Below are 22,835 nucleotides of genomic sequence, written 5' to 3'. Positions count from 1 at the left end.
TCTAATTTATAAAATCTCTAAAATTGAAAAATATTATATACAGATATGTAATTACTAATAGTAGCACAAAACCAATCTCAAACGGATAGATGGATAATATGCATGAAAATGCATTTGGATGAAATCTATTTTCCAGGGTTGGCAGAGATGAAGTTCCCATTTGAATAATGGGTTCCGATATGTAAGGCAAAGCCGCTAATTTCTTTAACAATAAAAGTGGAGGTAGGATTAACTCCGGTTGATCCTGCCGGCGGCCACTGCTATCAAGTTCCGACTAAGCCATGCGAGTCAAGGTATCGTAAGATGCCGGCATACTGCTCAGTAACACGTGGATAATTTACCCTTGGGAAAGGGATAACCTCGGAAAACTGAGGCTAATACCTTATAGTTGCTTAAAACTGGAAGGTTTAGGCAATGAAAGTTTCGACGCCCAAGGATAAGTCTGCGGCCTATCAGGTAGTAGGTGGTGTAACGGACCACCTAGCCTTAGACGGGTACGGGCCCTGGGAGGGGTAGCCCGGAGATGGACTCTGAGACATAAGTCCAGGCCCTACGGGGCGCAGCAGGCGCGAAAACTGTGCAATGCGCGAAAGCGCGACACGGGGAGCTTGAGTGTCTTGGCATAGCCAAGACTTTTCTTATACCTAAAAAGTATAAGGAATAAGTGCTGGGTAAGACGGGTGCCAGCCGCCGCGGTAACACCCGCAGCACAAGTGGTGGTCACTTTTATTGAGCCTAAAGCGTTCGTAGCCGGTTTTGTAAATCTTCAGGTAAATCCTGAAGCCTAACTTCAGAAGGCCTGAAGAGACTGCAAAACTTGAGATCGGGTGAGGTTAAACGTACTTTCAGGGTAGGGGTAAAATCCTGTAATCCTGGAAGGACGACCGGTGGCGAAGGCGTTTAACTAGAACGAATCTGACGGTGAGGAACGAAGGCTAGGGTAGCAAACCGGATTAGATACCCGGGTAGTCCTAGCTGTAAACACTGCCCACTTGATGTTGCTTTTCCGTTGAGGGAAGGCAGTGTCGGAGCGAAGGTGTTAAGTGGGCCGCTTGGGAAGTATGGTCGCAAGACTGAAACTTAAAGGAATTGGCGGGGGAGCACCGCAACGGGAGGAATGTGCGGTTTAATTGGATTCAACGCCGGAAAACTCACCGGGAACGACCTGTGGATGAGAGTCAACCTGACGAGTTTACTCGATAGCAGGAGAGGTGGTGCATGGCCGTCGTCAGCTCGTACCGTAGGGCGTTCACTTAAGTGTGATAACGAGCGAGACCCACATCTCTAATTGCTAATGTATATGCGAATATACATGCACTTTAGAGAGACCGCCATCGCTAAGATGGAGGAAGGAGCGGTCGACGGCAGGTCAGTACGCCCCGAATTTCCCGGGCTACACGCGCATTACAAAGAACGGGACAATGCGTTGCAACCTCGAAAGGGGAAGCTAATCGCGAAACCCGTCCATAGTTAGGATTGAGGGCTGTAACTCGCCCTCATGAATCTGGATTCCGTAGTAATCGCGGGTCAACAACCCGCGGTGAACATGCCCCTGCTCCTTGCACACACCGCCCGTCAAACCATCCGAGTTGGTGTTGGATGAGGCTTAATTCGAGAGGGTTAAGTCAAATCTGATGTCGGTGAGGAGGGTTAAGTCGTAACAAGGTATCCGTAGGGGAACCTGCGGATGGATCACCTCCATGAAAAGGCAGCTTTGCCTTACACTACTTTTTTTATTTTTTAATTTTTGTTATGCTTTAATGTTTTTATAAAGAATTTTAATACAATTTAGAAAAGATTTTATTTTATGTTTGTCTTATCAATATGATGGATAAAACTACCCAGGACAAAAAGACCGTTGAGGACAGGCTAATCGAGCAGCAGGAGAAAATAGAGAGAAGATTTCAGGGAATAGGCAAGGGAAAATATTCAAGGATTTTAAAAATGGCCAAAAAACCAACAGGTGAGGAATACACTAAAATATCCCTTATAGCAGGTGTTGGAATTATTCTTTTAGGATTAATAGGTTTTATTATATATTATATAATGCAGATAGTGTTTTAGGTGAGTTTTAATGGAACAGGAATTTGAATGGCTGGAATCAAATATTGGTGATGAAATAAATGCGGGATGCAATAAGAAAATTAAGAAGAGGGAGGAAAAGGATACTGATAGCAGTTTAATACCATTAAATTTAACTGTTAAAAACATTCAGAATGTAAAAAGAAAGTTTAATGTAAATATAAAATGCAGCTTCAATCAGAAAGATCCATTAATAGAATGGAAGATTAAATTAAAAAATGATTATAATTTGTCCCCAAAGGATAATAAAGAAATAAATGAGGATTTTGATATAGAGGGAAATAAAAGCCGCGACCTGAATTTAGAGATAGATACCCCAAGAGGGGGGTATATGAATGACTCACTCACAGTAAATCTAACAATAAATTCAGAGGATGGCATAAATAAGTATAATAAAATATTTAAGGTAATTTTAAGACCGGTAATAATAATAGCAAAATGTACAATAGGCAAGGAACTTGATATTGCCATAGACCTTTCAAATCATGGGGAGAAGGACAGGGACGATAGAAAAAAGAGCAACCCAAATGCTGAAAATGAAATAATGGCAATAATGTCTCCATATGAAATAAAGGGATACTTCTTTATCGAAACCATGCATGTGGACCGCGTTGAGCTTCTGGCAAGGCAGATAAGGGGATTTAAGGGTCTGGTTTCCGGTGAAATAGATATATCAGAGATAGAAAAATACCTTACACCAAAGCCAGCGGTTACGGGCCTTGAAATGGGGGCCCTTGTGGAGATTGTTGAGGGGCCATTCAAGGGCGAAAGGGCAAAGATAACATCAATAGATGCCGCCAGGGAGGAGGTAACAGTCCAGTTAATAGAATCCATGGTACCAATACCGGTAACGGTAAAGGCTGAGGCCATTAGAAATCTTGATAAGGCATGAAAATTAAAAGTAATTCAGCAGATAGTGAAAGAAAATTTATTGATAATATAAAAAAATTTTTTGAAGACCCACTTGTTATACTTCCTGAATGCACCGATAGCTGCATGTTCTGCCCGGTAAAATCTTATAAAAAAAAGATTGAGGCCATGATGCAGAACAAAAATTTTGGAAAATATTTTAATTCCGCAGACCAGCTGCTCAGTGCCATATCAGAATCCTATAAAATACTGGAAAATGAGAGGGTTCCATTAACCGGAATAATAAAAACGAATTATGGGTCTGTATCATTCTGCAAAAGGGGAAATTCCGATGAGTATATATTATCAGGGGTTCAAAATTACAACAATACTGTTTACAGGCTGCTTGCATTTAAAAATGTTATAAAAAACAAAAAATTAAACATTTATTCCTCCTCCAATTTTTTTCAGGCAACATGTAAAAACATGATTAATATAGAAACCCTTAAGGATATATTAAATGATGAAAAACTTCAATATAAAATAGAAAATGGTGATGTTATATTTGGGACCTCCGGAAATAAAATGGAGTTCAATTTGTTTAACATAAAAATTATTATTTATGAGGATTTTCAGCAGAACATACCATATTTATTATTTAAACACATTGCAATGTACGATTACAATCTTGATATTAAAACTGATTTTCTTGAATTCATCGATGATGATAAAGGTACAGTTTTTGAGTATATAAATAATAACATAGATGGCAGAACGTTCTTTTCAAAAATAAAAAAATTCAAGATTAATTATGTAAAAAATAATGCACTCTTTGTAATAGATAATAAAAATTATGGTGTTGAGGATTTTGTAAAAATATTAAATTTTGACCCAAAAATTTCAGATTTTATCAAGGATAAATTAAGGGAATCAAAAACAGGATTTTATCTGGAAAACGCTAACCAGAGGAAAATATTTGAATTTCTATTTCCCCGATATAAAAATGAAATAATTAAACTGATGTATGGTTTAAATGATGATGAAATAAAAAAACTAAAAGGTGGTCCACTTGAGATAATGAATATGGCTGCAGATATTAAAAACAGGAAAAATGTGGAAAATAAAATAGTAAAGCCCTGGTCTGAAAATTCTGGATTTTTAATAGGGCTGATTACAGAATATTTTAGCCACGGTGAGGAGGCGGGGATAGTGTATGGCCAGAGGGGATCAGTGGATAGCCCAATAAAAAAGGGGATATACTCTGCATTTCTTTCTGTTCTTGGAAAGAATGAGGGGTGGCGTTTCTCTGACAGTGAGGAAAAACTTGGAGAGCTAATATACCCATATATGAAGAACATAATAAATGGCACTGAGATTAACAAAGAGTTAAATAAATTAAAAGCCATAATTGATTAATTATGTCTAAACATGTAATATCAAAAAAAGATTATAAAGAATTAAGGGACAAGATGGCAGCAAAGGGCATGGACATATCAGGACTTGAAAATATTGAGGTTGAGGAAAAAAAGAAGGATAAAATATATTATTATATGGGCAGACCTGTGATAGTCAATGATATGCCAACAATATACCTTATTAATTACATTAAGCCAAAGGACAGGGTGGTGGTTATAGATTCAGGGGCAGAACCCCATATAAATAATGGTTCAAACCTATTCGCACCCGGCATTATAGATATGGATATTAATATTAAAAAAGGGGATACAGTTTATATAAAAAGCAGTAAGGGTTATTATATTGCACTGGGAATTGCAATGGATGATGGTGAAAATATAATGAGGAATAAAAAGGGAGAGGCTGTTAAAATAATACATTATATGAATGATCAGATCATGAAATTATTTTAAAAAAATACAAAAATATTATTAATTTATTAATTATATATAATCATGGAATTATTAAATGTTGGCGATACTGCACCGGATTTTGAGGCCACAGATCAGGATGGGAACAGGGTAAAATTGAGCGATTTTGCCGATAAGACGGTGGTTCTTTATTTTTATCCAAAGGATAACACCCCAGGATGCACCGTGGAGGCAAAGAATTTCAGAGATAATATAGACCTTTTTAATGAAAATGGCGTGACGGTTCTTGGTGTCAGCGTCGATTCACCAGAATCGCATAAAAGGTTTCAGGAAAAGCAAGGATTAAATTTTACACTTGTTTCAGATAAGGAAAAGAAAATAGTTAAGGATTACGGAGTTCTTGGGCTGTCAACCGCAAAGCGTGTGACCTATATAATAAATAAGGGAAAAATAGTATATGTATTTCCAAAGGTTACACCAAAGGACCATGCAAAAGAGGTTTATGATAAACTCAAAGAATTGAATCTAATATAATTTTTATATTTGTTATATTTAATCGGAAATAAAATTATTTTTTATATCAGCATCCATTATTGTTACCCCAATGGAGGAAATCAGCCATATTATTGATATAAGCAGTAAAAATGAGTTAAACCTTATAAGAGAGTAAATTAAAATTGCAAGTGGTATAATATATTTTATTAATAACCAAAAAAAATTATTTAAATTCATATTAATTCATTTATATATTTATCCAAACAGAGAGCTTAGTCCAGCCATTGCATCTGATTCTGCTTCCTCTTTCTTTTCTTCCTTCTTTTTCTCCTCTTTCTTCTCTTCCTTCTTCTCAGATGCTGCCGGTGCAGGTGCTGCTGCGGCTACTGGAGCTGCTGCTGCATTTTTAAGAACCTCATCTATATTCACATTTTTCATGCTTTCAAGAAGAGATTTTAATCTTGCCTCATCAGCAGTAACTCCTGCGCCTTCGAGTACCTTCTTCAAGTTCTCCTCATCTATTTCTTTTCCAGCTGTGTGGAGTAACAATGCTCCATATATATATTCCATTCAAACTACCTCCTTATCCAAATAAAGCTCCGAGTCCTGAAGCTGCATCATCTTCAGATTTTTCCTCCTTGCTTTCTTCTTTCTTTTCTTCCTTTTTATCCTCTATGTTTTCATTATTTAAATCTTTATTTGTTAACGCATTAATTGCGCCAGCATTTATTGCAGCCTTCCTTATAAAGATTTCAATGTTCTTTTCGTCCACAAAGTTTGTGGTTAATGCAAGTTCCTGTGCCTCCAGATATGCCTTTGAAATAAATTCTTTAACAGTTTCCGGTACGAGATATTTAATTTCCATTGCAATATTTTTTGCACCGAAGAATGCCTTTGAAAGATCTGCCATTATGCTCTCAACGGTAATTGATAGCACATCCCTTGTGAATATAATGCCATCCTCATATGCAGAGAGAAGGTCAAGTCCAACTGTAACAGGGAGTATTTCAAGTTTTTCAAGTATCTGTGCCTTATCCTTTGTTATGACCTCTCCCTTCTTTACGAGTTTTACCTCACTTTTTATTACAATCTTACCCTTTTCAATACCTGCTGGTATACCTGCCTTCTGAAATACAGTTATCATTGGGCCTGGTGGAAAATTTGTTTCCTTTGGCTCTATTATTATATCATCCTCTGCTATTTCACCGCCTCTGGCTGCTGCCTTTGTTCTTTTTGATTCTAGTATGTCATATATTGATTTTGGTGTTTCCTTTGTTGTTAAAAGTGCAACCTGTCCGTTGGCAAATTCTGCCATGTTCCCTATGCTTTTTTTATTGCTATTTTTAAAGGCCCTCTGCAGGAGCCTTGCACGCATGACCTTAATATGTGCATCTGACCTCAGATCGTTTCTGATCTTCTGGAATTCCTTGTTTCTTAAGCCCTTTATGCTAACAACAGCTGCAACCGGGCTGTTGTTTATTTCGTTGGTAATCGAATCTACCAATTCAACCTTCCATTTTGCTGGCTCGCTCATTCTATATCACCCAAATCTATGTTTACAGCCTTGCCCATGGTAGATTTTATGTACACAGACGCAAGATTGCTTTTTCCCTTCTCAAGATGTGATATAACCCTTTTAACAACTGCATTCAAATTCTGGGAAATCACATCGTCTGGCATATCCTTAACGCCTATGGGAACATGGAAAGTCCTTTTGTCCCTGCTGCGCGCCCTTACACTTTTTTTAAGATTTTCTATCAACTGTGTTGGGTCCTGGCCTGGAGGCACGGGTTTTGGCATCTTACCCCTGGGTCCCAGTATTATACCAAGACTTTTACCAATAGACCCCATCATTGTAGATTCAGCCACAAAGAAGTCTATTTTATTTACAAGCTTTTTAAATGCCTTTTTATCGTCTATAAAATTATTTAAATCCTCAAGACTGTATTTATAATCGGCATTTTGTGCCTTTAGCCTCATTTCATCACTGGCTATGAGCGCAACCTTAATATCCTTGCCACGACCCCCGGGAAGTATTATTTCCTCATTGATTCTGTTTTTGGGGTCCGACATATCAACATCCTTTAGATTAAAGGCAAGCTCAAGGCTTTCCTTAAATTTTCTTTCCTTTCCCTGTTTTGCTTCCTGTATGCTTTTAATTACTCCACCGGCCATTATTATTCACCTATTTCTATTTCGCCGTTCTTTATTTTTTTCTGTATCTCTTTTGGGCTCTGCCCCTCCACTGTTATTCCAAGGGAAACAGCAGTTCCCAAAACCTCCAGAACAGCTCCTTTCATATTGTATGAAAGTAATGATGGTTTCTTGGCCTTTGCAACATTTTTTATCTGTTCAAGTGTCGCATTGCCAGCTATTTTTTCCTTTACATTTCCTGATCCCTTTTCTATTCCTACCTCCTTCTTTAGGAGGGCGGATGTTGGGGGCACACCCACTATTATCTCATATTTTTTTGTGGCGGGGTCTATAACATTTACGGTTACAGGCACCTGCATCCCCGCGAAGGATTTTGTCTTCTCGTTTATATCCTTAACAACCTGTCCGAGATTGAGCCCAAGAGGTCCAAGGGCCGGACCAAGAGGCGGGCCAGTTGTGGCTTTACCTCCCTCAACCATTGTTTTAACAGCAACCATATGTTACACCTTTTGATTATACCATATTATAAACATATTTTTAATATTTTTCTTTTTTAAAATGTTTAACAATTATAAAAATTACATAATAGTTTTTGAAAATTTATGCTCCTATAAAAAATAACTTATATTTATATATTATACAATACAGATGAATGTAAATATAGTTGATGGGCGAAAAGAAAAAATTTTTGACGGTTCAACAAAAGTTCTGATAGATATTTTTAGATCTACAACGACAATTCCATTAATTTTATACCGTGGTGCAAAATATGTAATTCCGGTAAGAACCATAACAGAGACAAGAAAATTAAAAAATAAGAATCAGGATTATATTACCAGTGGGGAAAGATTTGGATTAAAAATACCCGGGTTTAATTTTGAAAATTCACCATACTCCATTATGAATGCTGACCTTTCTGGAAAAATAGTCTTATTTACATCAACAAACGGTATTAAGGTGCTATTCAAGCTTATCAAATATCCTGGAGATATATATATTTCTTCATTTATAAATTTAACGGCAACCTATAATGCCATTAAAGATAATGAAAATATTTCCCTTGTGGTATCTAACAGACCGGATGGTAAATCTGATGAGGATTATATTTATGCAGAAATGCTTAAAAGCAGGCTTGAGGGAAATGAGGTAAATATTGATGATTATATAAATAAAATTATAAACAGTCATGGAGCAAAAAGATTAAAGATTATGGGTGCGGGTCATGATATAGACTATTCAATAAAGGTTGATATGTATAATTATCCTGTTATATACAGGGATGGCAAAATAATTACAAAAAACTAAATCTCAATCACACTTGATTCAATGAATTTTTTATGCCTTTCGCTGGCAAGTATTTCAAGAAGTTTCCTTGCCCAAAATAACTTTTTTTTCTTAAATGCTATGGAATTTTCGTCATAGTATGGCTTTATGGTAACCTCTTTGAAACAGAATCCAATCAATATTATACTGGAAGCATTAAGATACTTTGCAAGAAATGCTGACCTGTCCCCATCAGTAAATCCAAAATAATTTTTTATGTTTTTTATGGGTATGTTCTGTGTGGTTCCCATTGCCCTTGGGAATTTCGATGAATACTTGAGTATTTTATTAATATTATCCCCATGAGCATGTATTATTAAATCAGTACCATTTTTATAATAATTATGAATTAAATTAATGTCACCATCCAGGTCTGTAACAATTATATCGGGCTTAATTGATGCATATTCATGGAATCTTGTTACTGCTGAATCGGCAACAATAACCACACCGCCAGATATTGAATTTAATCCATCAGGCATGTTTTTTCCATTTCCTACTATAAAGAAATTTTTACCATGGTATTTTTTTAAAAAATTTTCATTGCTGTTAATATAATTTGAAAGAATAAATGATGATATTAAATCTTCATTGCGGTTTATCCCCAATGAGTCTGTTATATCCTCATATATTTTTAACCATTGTATTAAATTCATTTTACACCAAATAATGATTTTTGCTTTGATTTTATTGTTGAACGGTACTTATGTATTACTGCTGTGACGAGGGCCATAATAATCCCGGCTATCAGATAGACAAAGTAGATCATAAAAGATGAAAATTTTATAAAGCCCACAACATATCTTATATAATTTATCATTCCGTAGGTAATTAACTCTAGGGCTATTGAAAATGATACGCCGTACCATATTTTTGAGAGCCTTCCAGCCTTGCTAATAAATGATATATCAAAGGCCTCAAATAATGATCTTGATAGGTAAGACCCGTAAACCCACCATGAAATTATTGCCAGAAAAACCAGAATTTTATTTAACAATGGTACTGTTTTAAGTGTCTGCTCATATGTATATGCAATGCCTATAATTATTATAAAGAAGGACACCACATATGATAGCATGGATATCTTTGTTTCTTCTGAATATTCCTTTAAAGCGCTTAATACTGTTACAATTTTTGGCCTTATATCCGCATCCTTTAAAATAAAATAGGAACCTATAACTATTGTAACAAGCATAATTGCACCGCTTGATGGTATAATAACATATGACCTGCTTATTATCATGGAATATACAGTAAATATTAGCAGTGCAATACCATAGCTGAGTAAAAGCAGACCAACAGGCACGGTGAACTTCCTTGAAACTTTTTTATCCTTAAAGGCTTTAACAATATAATAATATGTGGATTCAATATTTTCATTATGCCTTACTATAATATGCTTAACATACCTTATCTTAATTCGTGATGCTATTATTGGTGTTATATAATCATCCTCGGCACCGTCAGAAATGAGGATTAAATCATCATAATGTTCCATGTTTAATACCTCATCAAGCTGAAGGCTCAGAATCTCATCTGATTTTTCCCCAACGTCACTATCACCGGTGATTAGTGCTATTTCCACATTTTCTCCCTTATCCTTTAATTCCTGGTAATGTTTTAGTGCACCAAAAAGTGCGTTTGAATCAGAATCTTCGGGGTCCTTTGTTATCAGGGCAGTGGCTGCCCTGTAACAGTTATTATATCCAATAATCGGTCCGGTAATACCGGCCTTCATACCGTAATCGTTATCCCGGTCGATGTTTAAAATTAATGTCTTCATAGGTGCATATTAATAAAGAGATAAAACTATTTAAATATTTATTTATAAAAATAAAATACAAAAATTTATTTTGTTATAAAATACCCGGCACTTTTTTGCCTTGCAACCCTTTTTACATATTTTTTATCCATTAATTCCTGCAATGATGCAGTTATCATTGATTTGCCCAGACCTGCAGCCTTCATAATATCGTCTGCTGTCTTTAATTTGCTTTCTGAAACCGCGCCAATTTTTTTCATGGCATCATAAACTTTCTGTGCATTAGGTGATAGATCATCCATGATTATCAGGGGGATATATTTAAGGTAAATATATAAACATTATTATAAAGCAATATTATTTTATTTTTAAATAAAAAATCTATAATACAATAATAATATTATGAACCATGATAAATTTCCTTATGATTGCCTCAGGAAGCAGGGGCAATTCAACATTAATATGGGATGAGGATGATTTAATAATAATTGATGCGGGTATTAGCCTGAGAAAATTCAGGACCAAAACTGCATCATTTAATTTTGATGATCTGGAAAAATCTATATTTATCAGCCATGAGCATTCCGACCATGCCTCAGGGGCCAAAACCATTTCTAAAAATATAGGTGCAGATATATATTCCAGGCCTGGAACACTTGAAAGATTGAATATATCCGGCTTTAAAATAAATGATGAAACTGCAATTGGAAATTTTTCAGTAATACCTGTAAGTGTAAGCCATGATGCCATTGACCCTGTGGTTTATATAATTAAAAATAGAAACATTAAAATGGCTGTTGTATCTGACCTTGGCAGGGTTTCAGATGATTTATTATACTGCATAAAAAATTCTGATATACTTGCCCTTGAATCAAATTATGATTACAATATGTTAATCAACGGTAAGTATTCGGAGCCATTAAAAAGAAGAATTTTAAGTGAGTACGGCCATTTATCCAATGAACAGAGTGCCGATGCCCTGTTCGAATCAGCCTCAGAAAATACACATATAATACTTACACATCTTAGTGAGAATAATAATACACCAGATATAGCCCTATCATATGCCAAGTCATATCTAGGCAACCGTGGAAAAAAATATAGAACAATAGAGTGTGCATCTCAGGAAAATGGTAGCTCTATTTATACATTTTAATACTAAAATTTTTGTAGTAAAACCTAATGTAGTCATATGCAAAACTATGAGTTGATAATAATTGGTGCCGGTCCTATTGGTCTTTACTCAACATTCCTGGCCGGCCTGAGGGATATAAAGAGCCTTACACTTGAAGCGCTTGATTACAGTGGCGGACAGATACCAGAGCTTTACCCAGAGAAAACAGTTTATGATGTTCAGGGAATACCAAGAATAAACGCAATGGAATTAAGGGATAAGATGGAGGAACAGGCAAGAATGTTTGGCAATGAGATTTTATTTAATTCCAAGGTTACAGATATAATAAAAACTGATAATGGGTTCAATGTGGAGGTTAATGGTGAAAAATTGTATTCATCACGTGCTGTATTAATATGTACCGGCATGGGAGATTTCACACCAAGGAAAATAGGGTGCCCGGGAGAGGATGATTATCTTAACAAAGGCTTAAGTTATACTGTTAAGGACATAGAAAAATTTAAGGATACCGTTGTTGGAGTGGTGGGAGGTGGTGATGCTGCCATTGATTATGCAAACGAACTTGCGGAGGTGGCTTCCAGGGTTTATGTAATACATCATAGTGAAAAATTCAGGGCTGCAGAGAAGACCCTTGAAAATGCAAGAAAAAACCAGAAAATTGAATTCATAATGAATACCAGCGTTTCAAAGATTTCGGGGAATTCCGTGCTTGAAAATGTTACACTGCATAATGTAAATGATAATACAGACAAAATATTAAAACTGGACAGGCTGGTCATAGCGATAGGCCATGTGGGCAAGGCAAACCTATTTAAATCAATAAATCTTGAGACAAGCCCAAATAAAAGAAACATTATGGTGAATAATAGATTTGAAACAAATATTCCAGGAATATATGCTGTTGGTGACGTTGCCTCCATAGCCGGGGAGCCAATACACCCATTGATTGCAGTTGAGGGCGGGGATGCATACATGGCCATTAATATAATAAAGAAGTATCTTAACCCTGAGGCATCAATCTTTGGTGGGCACAGCTCAAGCCTTAACTTATAAAAATTTAATTCAATGCATTATTTATTATATTTTATTTGTTTCAAAGTTATACAGATAACTTGATTTATAAATAAGGCATATACCATGATTGGTGTTTTTATGGATAAGGAGGAGGCATTTAAACAGTTAAAGCGGATGAATGCGAAAAAAATTTTATTACAGATTCCAGACGGCCTTAAACCACAGGCATTTGACATTTTTAATTATTTTGCTTCAGATTTTAATGTAATAGTAAGCTCATCATCATTTTACGGTGCATGTGATATTGGGAATAGGGAGATTTATGAAGGTGTTGACTGCATTGTTCAGCTAGGCCACACAGAGATACCAAATATAAATTATCCACTGCCTGTTATTTTCATAGAATATTATTACAATACCATTGAAATAGATGATTCCACCTTTGATGTTCTTAAATCTGATGGCATAAATAAAATTGGTCTTTTATCATCTGTTCAGTACTACAATGAAATGCTTTATATAAAGGATAGATTGGAAAGAAACGGATTCAGTGTTTACGTTGGGAAAAACGATGGGAGGCTAAAATATCCTGGGCAGGTTCTTGGATGCAATTTTAGCACTGCACATTCTGTATCTCTATATGTTGATGCATTTCTCCTAATAAGCACCGGACTTTTCCATGGCATAGGTGTGCAGTTATCTTCAGATGACAGGGATGTTTATATCCTTGATTTAAATGATAAAAAGATACATAATATAAGGCATGATACTGATATTTTTCTTAAAAAACGTTATGCAAGAATGGAAAGGGCATTGAATGCCAAGAGATTCTGTGTTGTTGTCGATACCAAGATTGGACAGTACAGAATGAAAATTGCAAATGAAATTTATGAAAAATTAAAGGCGCTTAATAAAAATGTTATAATGACAAGCGCAGATAATATTAATCCTGCCGATTTTGAAAATTTCATGTGTGATGCCATTATTTTCACAGGATGCCCAAGGGTGCCAATAGACGATGAGGAAAAGTTTAAAATGCCTGTGCTTACGCCCACTGAATTTGATTTAATTTTTGGATTTAAAAAAAGTAAAAGGTATGTGATGGACGAAATAGTCTCTGTGGATAAACAGGAGGAAAATAAAAATACTGAAACTAAAGGCATTAATGCATAATAATCTATTCTGCATCTCCAATAAGATAGTTATTTCCAAATGAAACTATTTTGCATTTTACGTTTTCATACTTTCTGTAGCTTCCACTTAGCACCACAGGACGGTAGTTTAGATCCCTGCCTATGGATGTGCCATTTTTCCCTGTCTCGGTTATAAGGACATTCTCCTCACGGCCAATGAATCTTTCAAATTTTTTTGATATTATGTCCTCATGGAGCTTTATTAACTGGTTTGACCATGATTTAAGTGTATTTGAATTTAATGGCTGCTTATCAAAATCTTTTGTGTATGGTCTTGGGGAGAACCTTGTAACGTTTATTATATCAGGTTTAAGATCCTGTATGAATTTATATGTTCTTTCAAAGCTTTCTTCAGAATCCTTATAATATCCAAGTATTATATCTGTTGATAACACCATATCCGGAAAAGATTTTTTAAATTCGTTGAAAACCCTGGAGGCCTCCTCAATGGTATACTCACGGTTCATGGCTGAAAGAACATTATTGTCAGCACTCTGAACTGGCAGGTGAAGGAATTTAAATACCTTATCATTTTGATATGATTTTATTAATTTTTCAAGTATGTCATGTGTGTTTCTTGGCTCCATCATTCCCACACGCAGTTTAAATTTACGGTTTATGGAAACTATACTGTTTATAAGGTCGGCAAGATCAATGCCAAGATCCTTCCCATATGCCGCGGTATCAAGAGATGATATTCTTATTTCCTGTATACCGCGATCCAGTTCCATTTCTATTTGGCGTACAATCTTTTCTGGAGGTCTTGATAGCAATTTTCCACGGGCTATATGAGAAATACAGAAATTACAGCTTCCTGTACACCCCTGGTTTATTGGTATACCATCATAAACCCCGGAATTTATTACAATATCATCCAGAGACCCACGGTAGAAATCCCTGAACTCATGGGGTTTAATGACCTCAATATTCTCTCCCTCAAGAGTGTTTCCGTTAACTGTGCTAAGGCATCCAAGAACCTTCACTCTTTTGGATTTTGAGGATAGATCGGCTATTCTCCTGATCATCTTATCCTCTGTGTGCTTTATTACAACACAGGTGCCTATTATGCTAAGATCAGCCTTATTCGGATCAGAAACCAGTGTGTTATTTTTATCCATAAGCAGCTTATTTAAATATAATGATGATTCGGATTTTTCAAGAGTGCATCCATATGATTCAAAATATATTTTCATAATGGTCATATATGGCAAATTAATTAATAATGATTTTTATGAATTTACATTAACAAATAAAAATTTTTTTCTACTATATAAAGCAATATGGTGATATATTAGTATAGTTTAACATTATTTTTCGATAATAAAAAGTAAAATTAGTTCATAAAAAAATAAAAAAAGTTATATATCGAATTAAAATACAAAAATATGACAGAAGAAAAAAATATAGATAAAAATGACGGTAAAAATTATGAGTGTGATTTATCCATAAGATGGAGCAAAATTGACGCATCAATACTGCCTTTTGACGAGCTGGATAAGGAAATTATGTGTTTTTTGAGATATAATGCAAGAATGTCAAATGCTGAAATAGCCAAAATGCTTAATACCAGTGAGGCTACTGTAAGACGCAGGATTAATGAGCTTGTAAGAAAAAAAATTATTACCGGTTTCTCTGCACTTGTTGACCTGCATTCCATAGAAAATAGCATAAAGGTATGTATAAGAATAGATACAGAGGCAGAAAAACTTGATGAAATTGCAGAGGATATAGCAAATGAACCTGATGTGCTTTCCCTTTACAGAAGGAGGGGGCAGAATCAGCTGCTTCTTCAGGGATTATTTTTGAATCTTGAGGCAATACAGGAGTTTGAGGATAAGCTTGCAACAAAACCGGGAGTTATAAAATACGATACAATGATAGTTTCAAAGGCATTTAAAAAAGACCCATGGGTTGGTATATAAAAATTATTTCAGAAAGCTAAATATTTCATTGTATTTTTTTTCGTCTATTTTTCCTGTTTTAAGTGCAAGTTCTTTAATGCTTTTTCCTGTTTCAAGGGCCTCCTCAACTATTTTTGCCACTGTATCATAGCCAAGATAGGGGTTTAAAAGTGCCGCTGAACCAAAGCTTCTTTCCATGTTTTCCCTGATTTTATTTAAATCGGGTTTAATTCCTGATATTGCCTTTTCATCAAGCATTTTAATTCCATTTGAGAGCCTGTCTATGGACTTTGATATTTCGTAATCCATATGTGGCATCATTACATTTAATTCAAGCTGTCCCGCCTTAACGGAATAATTAACCGCCATCTGTGATCCAAGTATGGAATTGCATATCATATTCATGGCCTCGGCTATTGATGGATTAATTTTCCCGGGCATTATGGATGATCCCTGCTGAACAGCCGGCAGAACTATTTCATGTATGCCCGATCCTGGGCCGGAATAAAGGAGCCTCAGATCATCGGCTATTTTGCTTATATCAAGGGATATGTTAGCGAGTGCATTCATAACCCTTGAAAAATCGGTCATAAATTGCATTATGCCCATGGTATTAGGGCTTTCCCTGAAATTAAAGCCAGTTTCCGTGGAAAGCGCCTCAACAGCATATTTTTTATAATTTTCCGGTGTATTTGCACCATTGCCCACTGCAGTACCACCTATATTTAATTCAAGGATGTACTCAAGTGCGTTTTTATATTCACCAAGGCTCTTTGATAATCCATAGTAATATGCATTGAATTCATCACCCAGGGTTACCCTGACCGCATCCTGAAGATGTGTCCTCCCGGTTTTATATATATCCTTAAATTCAATGGCCTTGGATTTTAATGATTCCAAAAGATGCTCAGCATTTTCGATGAATTTCTGTGATTTAATCATTATATTAACACGCATCATTGTTGGATACACATCATTTGTTGACTGGCTCATATTTATAATGTCGTTTGGATGCACGTATTTGTATTCGCCTTTTTTATGGCCCATTGATTCCAGCACGATATTTGCTATTACCTCATTTGTGTTCATGTTAAATGATGTGCCAGCACCGGCCTGAAACACATCAACAACAAACTGGTCCCTAAATTCTCCGTTGATTAATCTATCACATGCCCTGGATATTTCCCTGTACAGGTCCTCCCCCAATTTGCCTGATTTATAATTGGCATATGCCGCAGCCTTTTTAACAAGTGCCATGGATTTTATATGATCAGAATCAGCAGTTATTCCTGAGATTTGAAAATTATTTTTGGCCCTGTATGTATTTACACCATAATAAACATTATCCTCTATGGATACATCGCCGATAACATCATGTTCTGTTCTCATAATCAATTATTATTAATTTGTATAAAAAACTTTTAATTGAAATAAAAAACAAACAATAAAATTAAATAAAATAAAGCATAAAGTGGTGTATGAACATAACAGTTTCCGATGATAATAAACTGAATGTACCAAATCATACCACAGTTGGATACATTGAGGGTGATGGCATCGGGCCTGAAATTACAGCATCAATGATTAAGGTCGTGAACAGTGCTGTTGAACTAGCCTATTCAGGAGAAAAATCAATAGAATGGCATAAGATAATAATTGGCAGGGAGGCATATGAGAGGTATGGTAGATACATACCTGATATTTCACTTGAGGAAATTAAAAAGATAAGGGTAATAATGAAGTCCACACTTAATTTCCTTCCGGACAGAAGCAACATAAATGTACTTTTAAGGCAAAAACTTGGATTATATGCCAATGTCAGGGTAATAAGATATTTACCGGGCATATCGGTTATGATAAAAAATTTTGAAAGGCTGTATATTACAGTAATCAGGGATTCGGTGAACAATGAAATCACTTTTAATTATTCCTCTGAAAAAACAAGGGACTTAATTAATTTTATGTCAGAAAATTATGATATAAATATAAGCCAGGATTCAGCCCTGATGATAATCAGCCAGAGCAGATTCAGGGCAAAAAAAATGGCAAAACTTGCAGCCGAGTATTATAATTATAATAGAAAGAACAGAATAACAATTGTATATAGCAGGATAAACCCAGAGTTTCCTGAGTGGTGCCGGGAGGAAATATTAAAATTAAACCCAAGTCCGGATGTTGAAATTATGGAATTAACTGAATTTATCGGCCAGATAATTGATCATCCGGAAAATTTTGATATGGTTTTACTTGATAATTATTCAAACAGGATTATATTATCATTTTTGGTTAATTCGGTTAATATAGAATATGGTGGAAGTTTTGGTGATGGTATTGCTTTTTTCGAGGCAATACAGGGATCTGCACCACAGGATGCGGGGTATGATGTGGCTGACCCAATCTCATTTATAATGTCTGGATCAATGATGCTTAAGTACCTTGGATGGGAAAAATCATCTGAGATAATTGAAAATGCGGTTCACCAGACCTTTATTGAGAATAAGCTCCCCAAGGACCTTGCAGATCGTGAGCATATTGAGCCTGTAAAATGTTCTGAATTTGCTGATGAAATAATAAAAAGAATGAAAATGTAAATCTTTTATGAACTGCATGCACATTTATTATAACAAGTGTGGATGTATTATTAGAATAGAATAATATTATCCATGTTCCTGGTGTTAGGGCCCTAAATGTAATATTTATTGAGTGGTCCGGCGGAAGCATAATACCGTTGCCAAATATGTTTGATGACGCTGTTATATTTTCCCATATATGAGAGTTTGTCAGCTTGAATATATCCATACCGTTGGATATCGATACCGCCTGTAAATTCATTGTATAATTTAGATTGTTTGATATTTTAAGTGTTATATTGCTTCCAACCATTGCACCAATCACTACTGTTCCGGAACTTGTATTACTGTAATTTCCTGATACCATTGTTGGCGTGGATTTAATATAATATACCTTAAGCGTGCCATTGTAAGTCTGCATACCGGTATATATCAACATTTTATAGTCTTTATAACCGCTCAGGTTTGTATTATACGTCATAATGCTTATATTATAAGTTCCTGAACCACCAGGATTTATATACATGGGACCATTGTTAACCACCATGCTCAGGTTATCTATATAGAACTGTGGGGTTATTCTCCCAGCACCGTGGTTTACAATGCTCACCTTAAGCGTTGCATTTTCATGCCAGTTTTTATTGACAATTACATATGATGGCATATTTACAGTTATTCCGCCATTATGATTGACCTGAATCCCTGCAGGAACCATGGTAAATATGAGTATGGAAGTAACAATGGTGGCTGCGGTAATCATTGCCTTTTTTGGAATTTTTATCAAATTATTTAACGGTGCCGGCCCTCTAATTCCTATTATAACGGAGATAATTAAAAGTATAAGTATAAACGGAAATATAAAACTTAAAGTTAGAAGTATAATAATTGAAACAATGGATAAATATATCTGGTTTTTTCCTGAAATTGCCGAGGATACAAGACCACCATCAAGAAATCCTAATGGAAGTGCATTTAGGGCAGTGCTTATTAATCCTGAATAGCCTGCAAATTCCATTGGAGGCTTTAAGCTTGCAGCAGGGATTATTTTGTTTAAAAAAAATGTTGACATTAATGGTAAATCCAATCTATTTACGGGCATGTAATCAATGTTATGATATATTAATACTGAAGGCTCATAAAAAAAGCCCAGAATTATAATTATTATTGATGAGATAAAACCAAAGAGTATTGATAAAAATCCTGAAAAAAGCATGGATTTTCCGGTTTTATACTGATCCCTTGATGTATTAATAAAACCCAGTGTGCCTATACCAAGGGATGGGACCATAATTGGAAAGGAATAATGCATGCCGCTTCTTTTAAATGCAATATATCTGCCAAACTCCCGGAACAAAATAATAATCATTAATGGGACTGCAAAAAAAAATATACCTCCCAGCAGGCTTTTAACAGGAGTTCCACCAGAGTATGATAAATCATATATAAATCCACTGTAAATTATTGTGGAAATTGTTATTATACCCATAATGATCTTAATAATGGAATGCCCACCATGTTTGCTATATTTTATAACTATTAATTTGCAGCCATCATAATAATCAGTAAATGCTGTGTATCCAATTAAATTAAGCTGATCTATATACTCTGAAAAATTCCTTTCATCGCCATTACAGTTTATATCGAATGTTATTGAATCTTCTGATATCTCATATTTCTTAAAATCAAAATAAAATTTTGTTAAATTTATAATTTTATCTGGATTGTCCATACTTTTATACTTACCAAAATCACCTTAATTAACTTTTCACTTTTTTAATAGAATCCAATAGTATATCTGTATTTTTAATGTTGTTTACATTCATTATACATATACCATGTGATTTTGTTACCCTGTCCGGCTCGATACCATTATTCTTTATTAAGCTTATAAGGCTGTCTGTAATTGATGATGCCTGCCCGGATATTATATAAATAATAACCTCATTCTGGAGCCTGTTGATTACTATGGATTCCTGATTAAACTTTTGAAGTGCCGATATAAGCAGTTTTATATTCGTATAATTTTCAATGTTATACACATTAATGTTATTTATTTTTTCAGGGTTATTTATAATATTTTTTGTTATCTCCCTGGACTGATCATCGTAAGTTTTCCTTAAACTTATTAATTCCTCAATGTATTTCTTTGATTGATCGGCTATTTTATCCTCATCAACACGCATATATTCCTGTTCCGCCTTTATTATGTTGTATAATTTCTGTACGTATCTTAATGCAGCCGGACCTGCTGCAAATGTAACCCTTTGAATGCCCTCCTGAAGTGTTTCAGTTTTTATTATTTTAATAAAATGTATTTCTGATGTGTTATCTAAATGCGTGCCCCCACAACCCTCCGAATCTATATCCTGGATGGTTACAACCCTTATTGTTTTTGATACAGGTACCCCTCCCTCGAAGAGCCTGAAACCGTATTTATCCAATGCCGTATTCCATTTCTCGTTTGTAACCCTTATTGTTTTACCATCCTCTATGGCCCTAAAACATAAATCCTCTATATTTTTTATATCCTCCTCGGTGATTTTTTTATAATGTGTTATATCCAGCCTTGATTCATTAACATCCTTTTTTACCCCACTCTGCCATACATGGTCTCCAAAATATGACCTCATTACCCCAAGGAGCAGATGTGTTGCTGAATGATGTATCATAAGCTGATGTCTTCTATTATAATCAACAACACCCTTAATCCTAGAATGTTCGGGTATATCCGAATCAAGAAAATGAACTATTGAATCACCATATTTTTGCACATTTAAGACGTTTATACGTTTTCCGTTGTATATGAAATAACCAAGATCATAAGGCTGCCCACCGCCCTCTGGATAAAACGCCGTTTGGTTAAGTATAATTTTTTTATCACATGAATACAATACATTTGCGGTAAACTCAAGAATTTTTGTGTTGTCGTAGTACAATGGCCTTGTTTTTATATCTGGAAAGGTAAGCTGCTTTTTTGTTTCTTTACGGCCAATCTCCTTGTTTTTAATTATCAGTTCATGGAAATTATCCGGAATGATTAATGTTTTACCAGTAATTTGGTGGTAAATATCTGAAATTAGATCCTCATTTATTCCATAGGACTCATAAAGTCGGATAATGCTGTCCAGAGGTAAATCGTCATCCTTTATAAATTTTTTAACAATGTTGAATGATGATTGATTAACAGCATTATATTTTTCCCTCTCTATCTTTATTATATCGGAAATAAATTTTTCATCGAACCTTGGAATTATATTTTTAAACTCACCATACTGAAATTCAAGGAGTTTTTCAAGATCATATTTAAATCCAATATCATCAATAAATCTAAATGACCTCCTTATTAACGTTCTGGCCAGATAGCCAACCTTCACATTGGAGGGGATAACATAATCTGAAAACATAAGTAACAGCGTTTTGGTGTGATCTGCAAGTGAATAAACCTCTCTTAGAAACTTTAGCTGTTTAATGAAATCTTCATTATATTCCATTTTTTTGGATTCCATAAATTTTTTAACTTCATTCATAACCTTTTCTTCACTGTATGGGTCTATAACAGCTGAGATTTCTGAGATCTTTGCCATAATTTTATCATTAATTTTTTTAGCCTTAGAATTTTCTATTAAAAAATTAATTGTTTTATCATATATTGCATCATAGATTGTTGATGTTGCCGCGGATAGCCATACCAGACGTTCCAGCCCATATCCCGTATCAACAACCCTCAATGGCATGTGCGAATATTTTGTACCCTCTATTTCAACATCGCCGTTTGGGTCCTCCTTTAAGTCCATGAATACGAGGGTTGCAACCTCCAGTCCCCTAACAAAAACCTCAACAGCATTGCCAGCATTCCCCCCACCAAACCATGGTTTTTCCTTATACGTAATTAAATTTTTATCAACCTTAAGCCTTTCAGTTAAAAATCTAAATGAGTATCGTATTGTTTCATTCTTCCAGTATACAAATTTATCCTCATAGTTAAATGCATCATGGCACAGCATCTCAAATGTTGTCAAATGCCGCCCGGTTTTGCCAACCAGATCGAGGTCAAGCATCCTTATACTTGGCTGTGACATTACAATTGGATTACCCGGAGGTGGTACAAGCCCGGACGTAACCTGTGGCTGAAAATCATAAATTGATGCGTTTACAAGAAGCACATCATCGCGCCATCTGGGAACCACGGGATATGCTGGAATAAATTTATGCCTGAATTCACTGTCATTCTGAAAGAATTTTATAAACTCTTCACGCATCTCATCTATTGTATATTTCCTGTATACTGGTGAGTTGCCTATAAAGGAATAGCTTTCACATGCAGGGTCACCGCATGTCTTTTTCTCAGAATCAAGGGTCCAGAAATATGATGAACATGATATACACTGTTTCCTCATAAAACCTGTATCCCTAAAAAAATCTATATCAAATTCTTCCGGCATATAGTCCATAATGCATGGACATACATAAATATAATCTTATTAAATACATTATAATTAATACTTTAGGATAAATTTTATTTTTATATATA

Annotated in this window: 22 protein-coding genes and 1 rRNA gene; 12 read left to right on the top strand and 11 right to left on the bottom strand. The window is 35.2% G+C overall.

What is annotated here, in order from left to right; translation table 11 throughout:
* Positions 1 to 231: 231 nt before the first annotated feature.
* The 6 genes from AOG54_RS00775 to AOG54_RS00750 all read left to right on the top strand — a co-directional run bounded on the left by AOG54_RS00775 (position 232) and on the right by AOG54_RS00750 (position 5,291).
* A 16S ribosomal RNA gene (locus AOG54_RS00775) occupies positions 232 to 1,701 on the top strand.
* 126 nt (positions 1,702 to 1,827) lie between these two features.
* Entirely contained in the window at positions 1,828 to 2,064 is a 237-nt protein-coding gene (locus AOG54_RS00770; RefSeq protein WP_052656800.1) for a protein translocase SEC61 complex subunit gamma, read from the top strand.
* A gap of 10 nt (positions 2,065 to 2,074) precedes the next feature.
* A complete protein-coding gene (locus AOG54_RS00765) occupies positions 2,075 to 2,974 on the top strand; it encodes a transcription elongation factor Spt5 (protein WP_052656802.1) in 900 nt (299 codons plus the stop codon).
* The gene (locus AOG54_RS00760) at positions 2,971 to 4,347 is read left to right on the top strand and encodes a hypothetical protein (RefSeq protein ID WP_054964122.1); all 1,377 of its coding nucleotides are present in this window, start codon (positions 2,971 to 2,973) and stop codon (positions 4,345 to 4,347) included. Before AOG54_RS00765 ends, AOG54_RS00760 begins: the two co-directional genes overlap by 4 nt.
* 2 nt (positions 4,348 to 4,349) lie before the next feature.
* Positions 4,350 to 4,799: a DUF1947 domain-containing protein gene (locus AOG54_RS00755; protein ID WP_052656804.1), complete on the top strand. Its 450-nt coding sequence runs from the start codon at positions 4,350 to 4,352 to the stop codon at positions 4,797 to 4,799.
* 42 nt (positions 4,800 to 4,841) lie between these two features.
* Positions 4,842 to 5,291, top strand: a complete 450-nt coding sequence (locus tag AOG54_RS00750) for a peroxiredoxin (RefSeq protein ID WP_048101873.1) — start codon at positions 4,842 to 4,844, stop codon at positions 5,289 to 5,291.
* 216 nt (positions 5,292 to 5,507) lie between these two features.
* Here AOG54_RS00750 and rpl12p read toward each other — a convergent pair whose 3' ends face one another.
* Genes rpl12p through AOG54_RS00725 form a run of 4 tightly spaced genes read right to left on the bottom strand, consistent with a single transcriptional unit; the run spans position 5,508 to position 7,903 of the window.
* Positions 5,508 to 5,822, bottom strand: coding sequence for a 50S ribosomal protein P1 (gene rpl12p / locus AOG54_RS00740; RefSeq protein ID WP_048101875.1), 315 nt, complete (start codon positions 5,820 to 5,822; stop codon positions 5,508 to 5,510).
* 13 nt (positions 5,823 to 5,835) lie between these two features.
* Entirely contained in the window at positions 5,836 to 6,786 is a 951-nt protein-coding gene (locus tag AOG54_RS00735; RefSeq protein ID WP_048101876.1) for a 50S ribosomal protein L10, read from the bottom strand.
* Positions 6,783 to 7,427 (bottom strand): 50S ribosomal protein L1, encoded by a 645-nt coding sequence (locus AOG54_RS00730; protein ID WP_048101877.1) that lies wholly within the window; start codon positions 7,425 to 7,427, stop codon positions 6,783 to 6,785. Before AOG54_RS00730 ends, AOG54_RS00735 begins: the two co-directional genes overlap by 4 nt.
* A gap of 2 nt (positions 7,428 to 7,429) precedes the next feature.
* Positions 7,430 to 7,903: a 50S ribosomal protein L11 gene (locus tag AOG54_RS00725; RefSeq protein ID WP_054964121.1), complete on the bottom strand. Its 474-nt coding sequence runs from the start codon at positions 7,901 to 7,903 to the stop codon at positions 7,430 to 7,432.
* Positions 7,904 to 8,054: 151 nt separating this feature from the next.
* On the opposite strand from AOG54_RS00725, the gene AOG54_RS00720 reads away from it, so the two are divergent.
* Positions 8,055 to 8,711 carry a 2-phosphosulfolactate phosphatase gene (locus AOG54_RS00720; RefSeq protein WP_048101879.1) on the top strand — a complete coding sequence of 219 codons (657 nt, stop codon included), beginning with the start codon at positions 8,055 to 8,057 and terminating at the stop codon, positions 8,709 to 8,711.
* Here the strand turns inward: AOG54_RS00720 and AOG54_RS00715 are convergent.
* The 3 genes from AOG54_RS00715 to AOG54_RS00705 all read right to left on the bottom strand — a co-directional run bounded on the left by AOG54_RS00715 (position 8,708) and on the right by AOG54_RS00705 (position 10,793).
* A complete protein-coding gene (locus AOG54_RS00715) occupies positions 8,708 to 9,385 on the bottom strand; it encodes a 6-hydroxymethylpterin diphosphokinase MptE-like protein (protein ID WP_048101880.1) in 678 nt (225 codons plus the stop codon). The two genes, AOG54_RS00720 and AOG54_RS00715, sit on opposite strands and share 4 nt — an antisense overlap.
* Entirely contained in the window at positions 9,382 to 10,512 is a 1,131-nt protein-coding gene (locus AOG54_RS00710) for a DUF373 family protein (RefSeq protein ID WP_048101881.1), read from the bottom strand. Before AOG54_RS00710 ends, AOG54_RS00715 begins: the two co-directional genes overlap by 4 nt.
* 65 nt (positions 10,513 to 10,577) lie before the next feature.
* Entirely contained in the window at positions 10,578 to 10,793 is a 216-nt protein-coding gene (locus AOG54_RS00705; protein WP_231563430.1) for a helix-turn-helix domain-containing protein, read from the bottom strand.
* A gap of 107 nt (positions 10,794 to 10,900) precedes the next feature.
* Between AOG54_RS00705 and AOG54_RS00700 the strand changes: the two genes are divergently transcribed.
* The 3 genes from AOG54_RS00700 to dph2 all read left to right on the top strand — a co-directional run bounded on the left by AOG54_RS00700 (position 10,901) and on the right by dph2 (position 13,813).
* The gene (locus tag AOG54_RS00700) at positions 10,901 to 11,647 is read left to right on the top strand and encodes an MBL fold metallo-hydrolase (RefSeq protein ID WP_048101883.1); all 747 of its coding nucleotides are present in this window, start codon (positions 10,901 to 10,903) and stop codon (positions 11,645 to 11,647) included.
* A 36-nt stretch (positions 11,648 to 11,683) separates the two neighbouring features.
* The gene (locus AOG54_RS00695; RefSeq protein WP_048101884.1) at positions 11,684 to 12,679 is read left to right on the top strand and encodes an NAD(P)/FAD-dependent oxidoreductase; all 996 of its coding nucleotides are present in this window, start codon (positions 11,684 to 11,686) and stop codon (positions 12,677 to 12,679) included.
* A gap of 99 nt (positions 12,680 to 12,778) precedes the next feature.
* On the top strand, positions 12,779 to 13,813 hold the full coding sequence (dph2, locus tag AOG54_RS00690) for a diphthamide biosynthesis enzyme Dph2 (RefSeq protein WP_048102160.1): 1,035 nt from the start codon (positions 12,779 to 12,781) through the stop codon (positions 13,811 to 13,813).
* Positions 13,814 to 13,817: 4 nt separating this feature from the next.
* Here dph2 and AOG54_RS00685 read toward each other — a convergent pair whose 3' ends face one another.
* The gene (locus AOG54_RS00685; protein ID WP_048101885.1) at positions 13,818 to 15,026 is read right to left on the bottom strand and encodes a tRNA (N(6)-L-threonylcarbamoyladenosine(37)-C(2))-methylthiotransferase; all 1,209 of its coding nucleotides are present in this window, start codon (positions 15,024 to 15,026) and stop codon (positions 13,818 to 13,820) included.
* A gap of 192 nt (positions 15,027 to 15,218) precedes the next feature.
* Between AOG54_RS00685 and AOG54_RS00680 the strand changes: the two genes are divergently transcribed.
* Positions 15,219 to 15,755 carry an Lrp/AsnC family transcriptional regulator gene (locus tag AOG54_RS00680; RefSeq protein ID WP_048101886.1) on the top strand — a complete coding sequence of 179 codons (537 nt, stop codon included), beginning with the start codon at positions 15,219 to 15,221 and terminating at the stop codon, positions 15,753 to 15,755.
* A gap of 3 nt (positions 15,756 to 15,758) precedes the next feature.
* Here AOG54_RS00680 and AOG54_RS00675 read toward each other — a convergent pair whose 3' ends face one another.
* A complete protein-coding gene (locus AOG54_RS00675; RefSeq protein ID WP_048101887.1) occupies positions 15,759 to 17,123 on the bottom strand; it encodes an aspartate ammonia-lyase in 1,365 nt (454 codons plus the stop codon).
* 89 nt (positions 17,124 to 17,212) lie between these two features.
* Between AOG54_RS00675 and AOG54_RS00670 the strand changes: the two genes are divergently transcribed.
* Entirely contained in the window at positions 17,213 to 18,325 is a 1,113-nt protein-coding gene (locus AOG54_RS00670; RefSeq protein WP_048101888.1) for an isocitrate/isopropylmalate family dehydrogenase, read from the top strand.
* Here the strand turns inward: AOG54_RS00670 and AOG54_RS00665 are convergent.
* A complete protein-coding gene (locus AOG54_RS00665; RefSeq protein ID WP_054964381.1) occupies positions 18,222 to 20,033 on the bottom strand; it encodes a hypothetical protein in 1,812 nt (603 codons plus the stop codon). The two genes, AOG54_RS00670 and AOG54_RS00665, sit on opposite strands and share 104 nt — an antisense overlap.
* Positions 20,034 to 20,061: 28 nt before the next feature.
* Positions 20,062 to 22,746 carry an alanine--tRNA ligase gene (gene alaS, locus AOG54_RS00660; RefSeq protein WP_048102161.1) on the bottom strand — a complete coding sequence of 895 codons (2,685 nt, stop codon included), beginning with the start codon at positions 22,744 to 22,746 and terminating at the stop codon, positions 20,062 to 20,064.
* Positions 22,747 to 22,835 lie beyond the last annotated feature (89 nt).

The sequence above is a fragment of the Acidiplasma aeolicum genome (genome assembly GCF_001402945.1).
Taxonomy (GTDB): Archaea; Thermoplasmatota; Thermoplasmata; order Thermoplasmatales; family Thermoplasmataceae; genus Acidiplasma; species Acidiplasma aeolicum.
The sequence above is the reverse complement of the archived record's forward strand: the minus strand, read 5'-3'. Positions and strand labels throughout refer to the sequence as shown.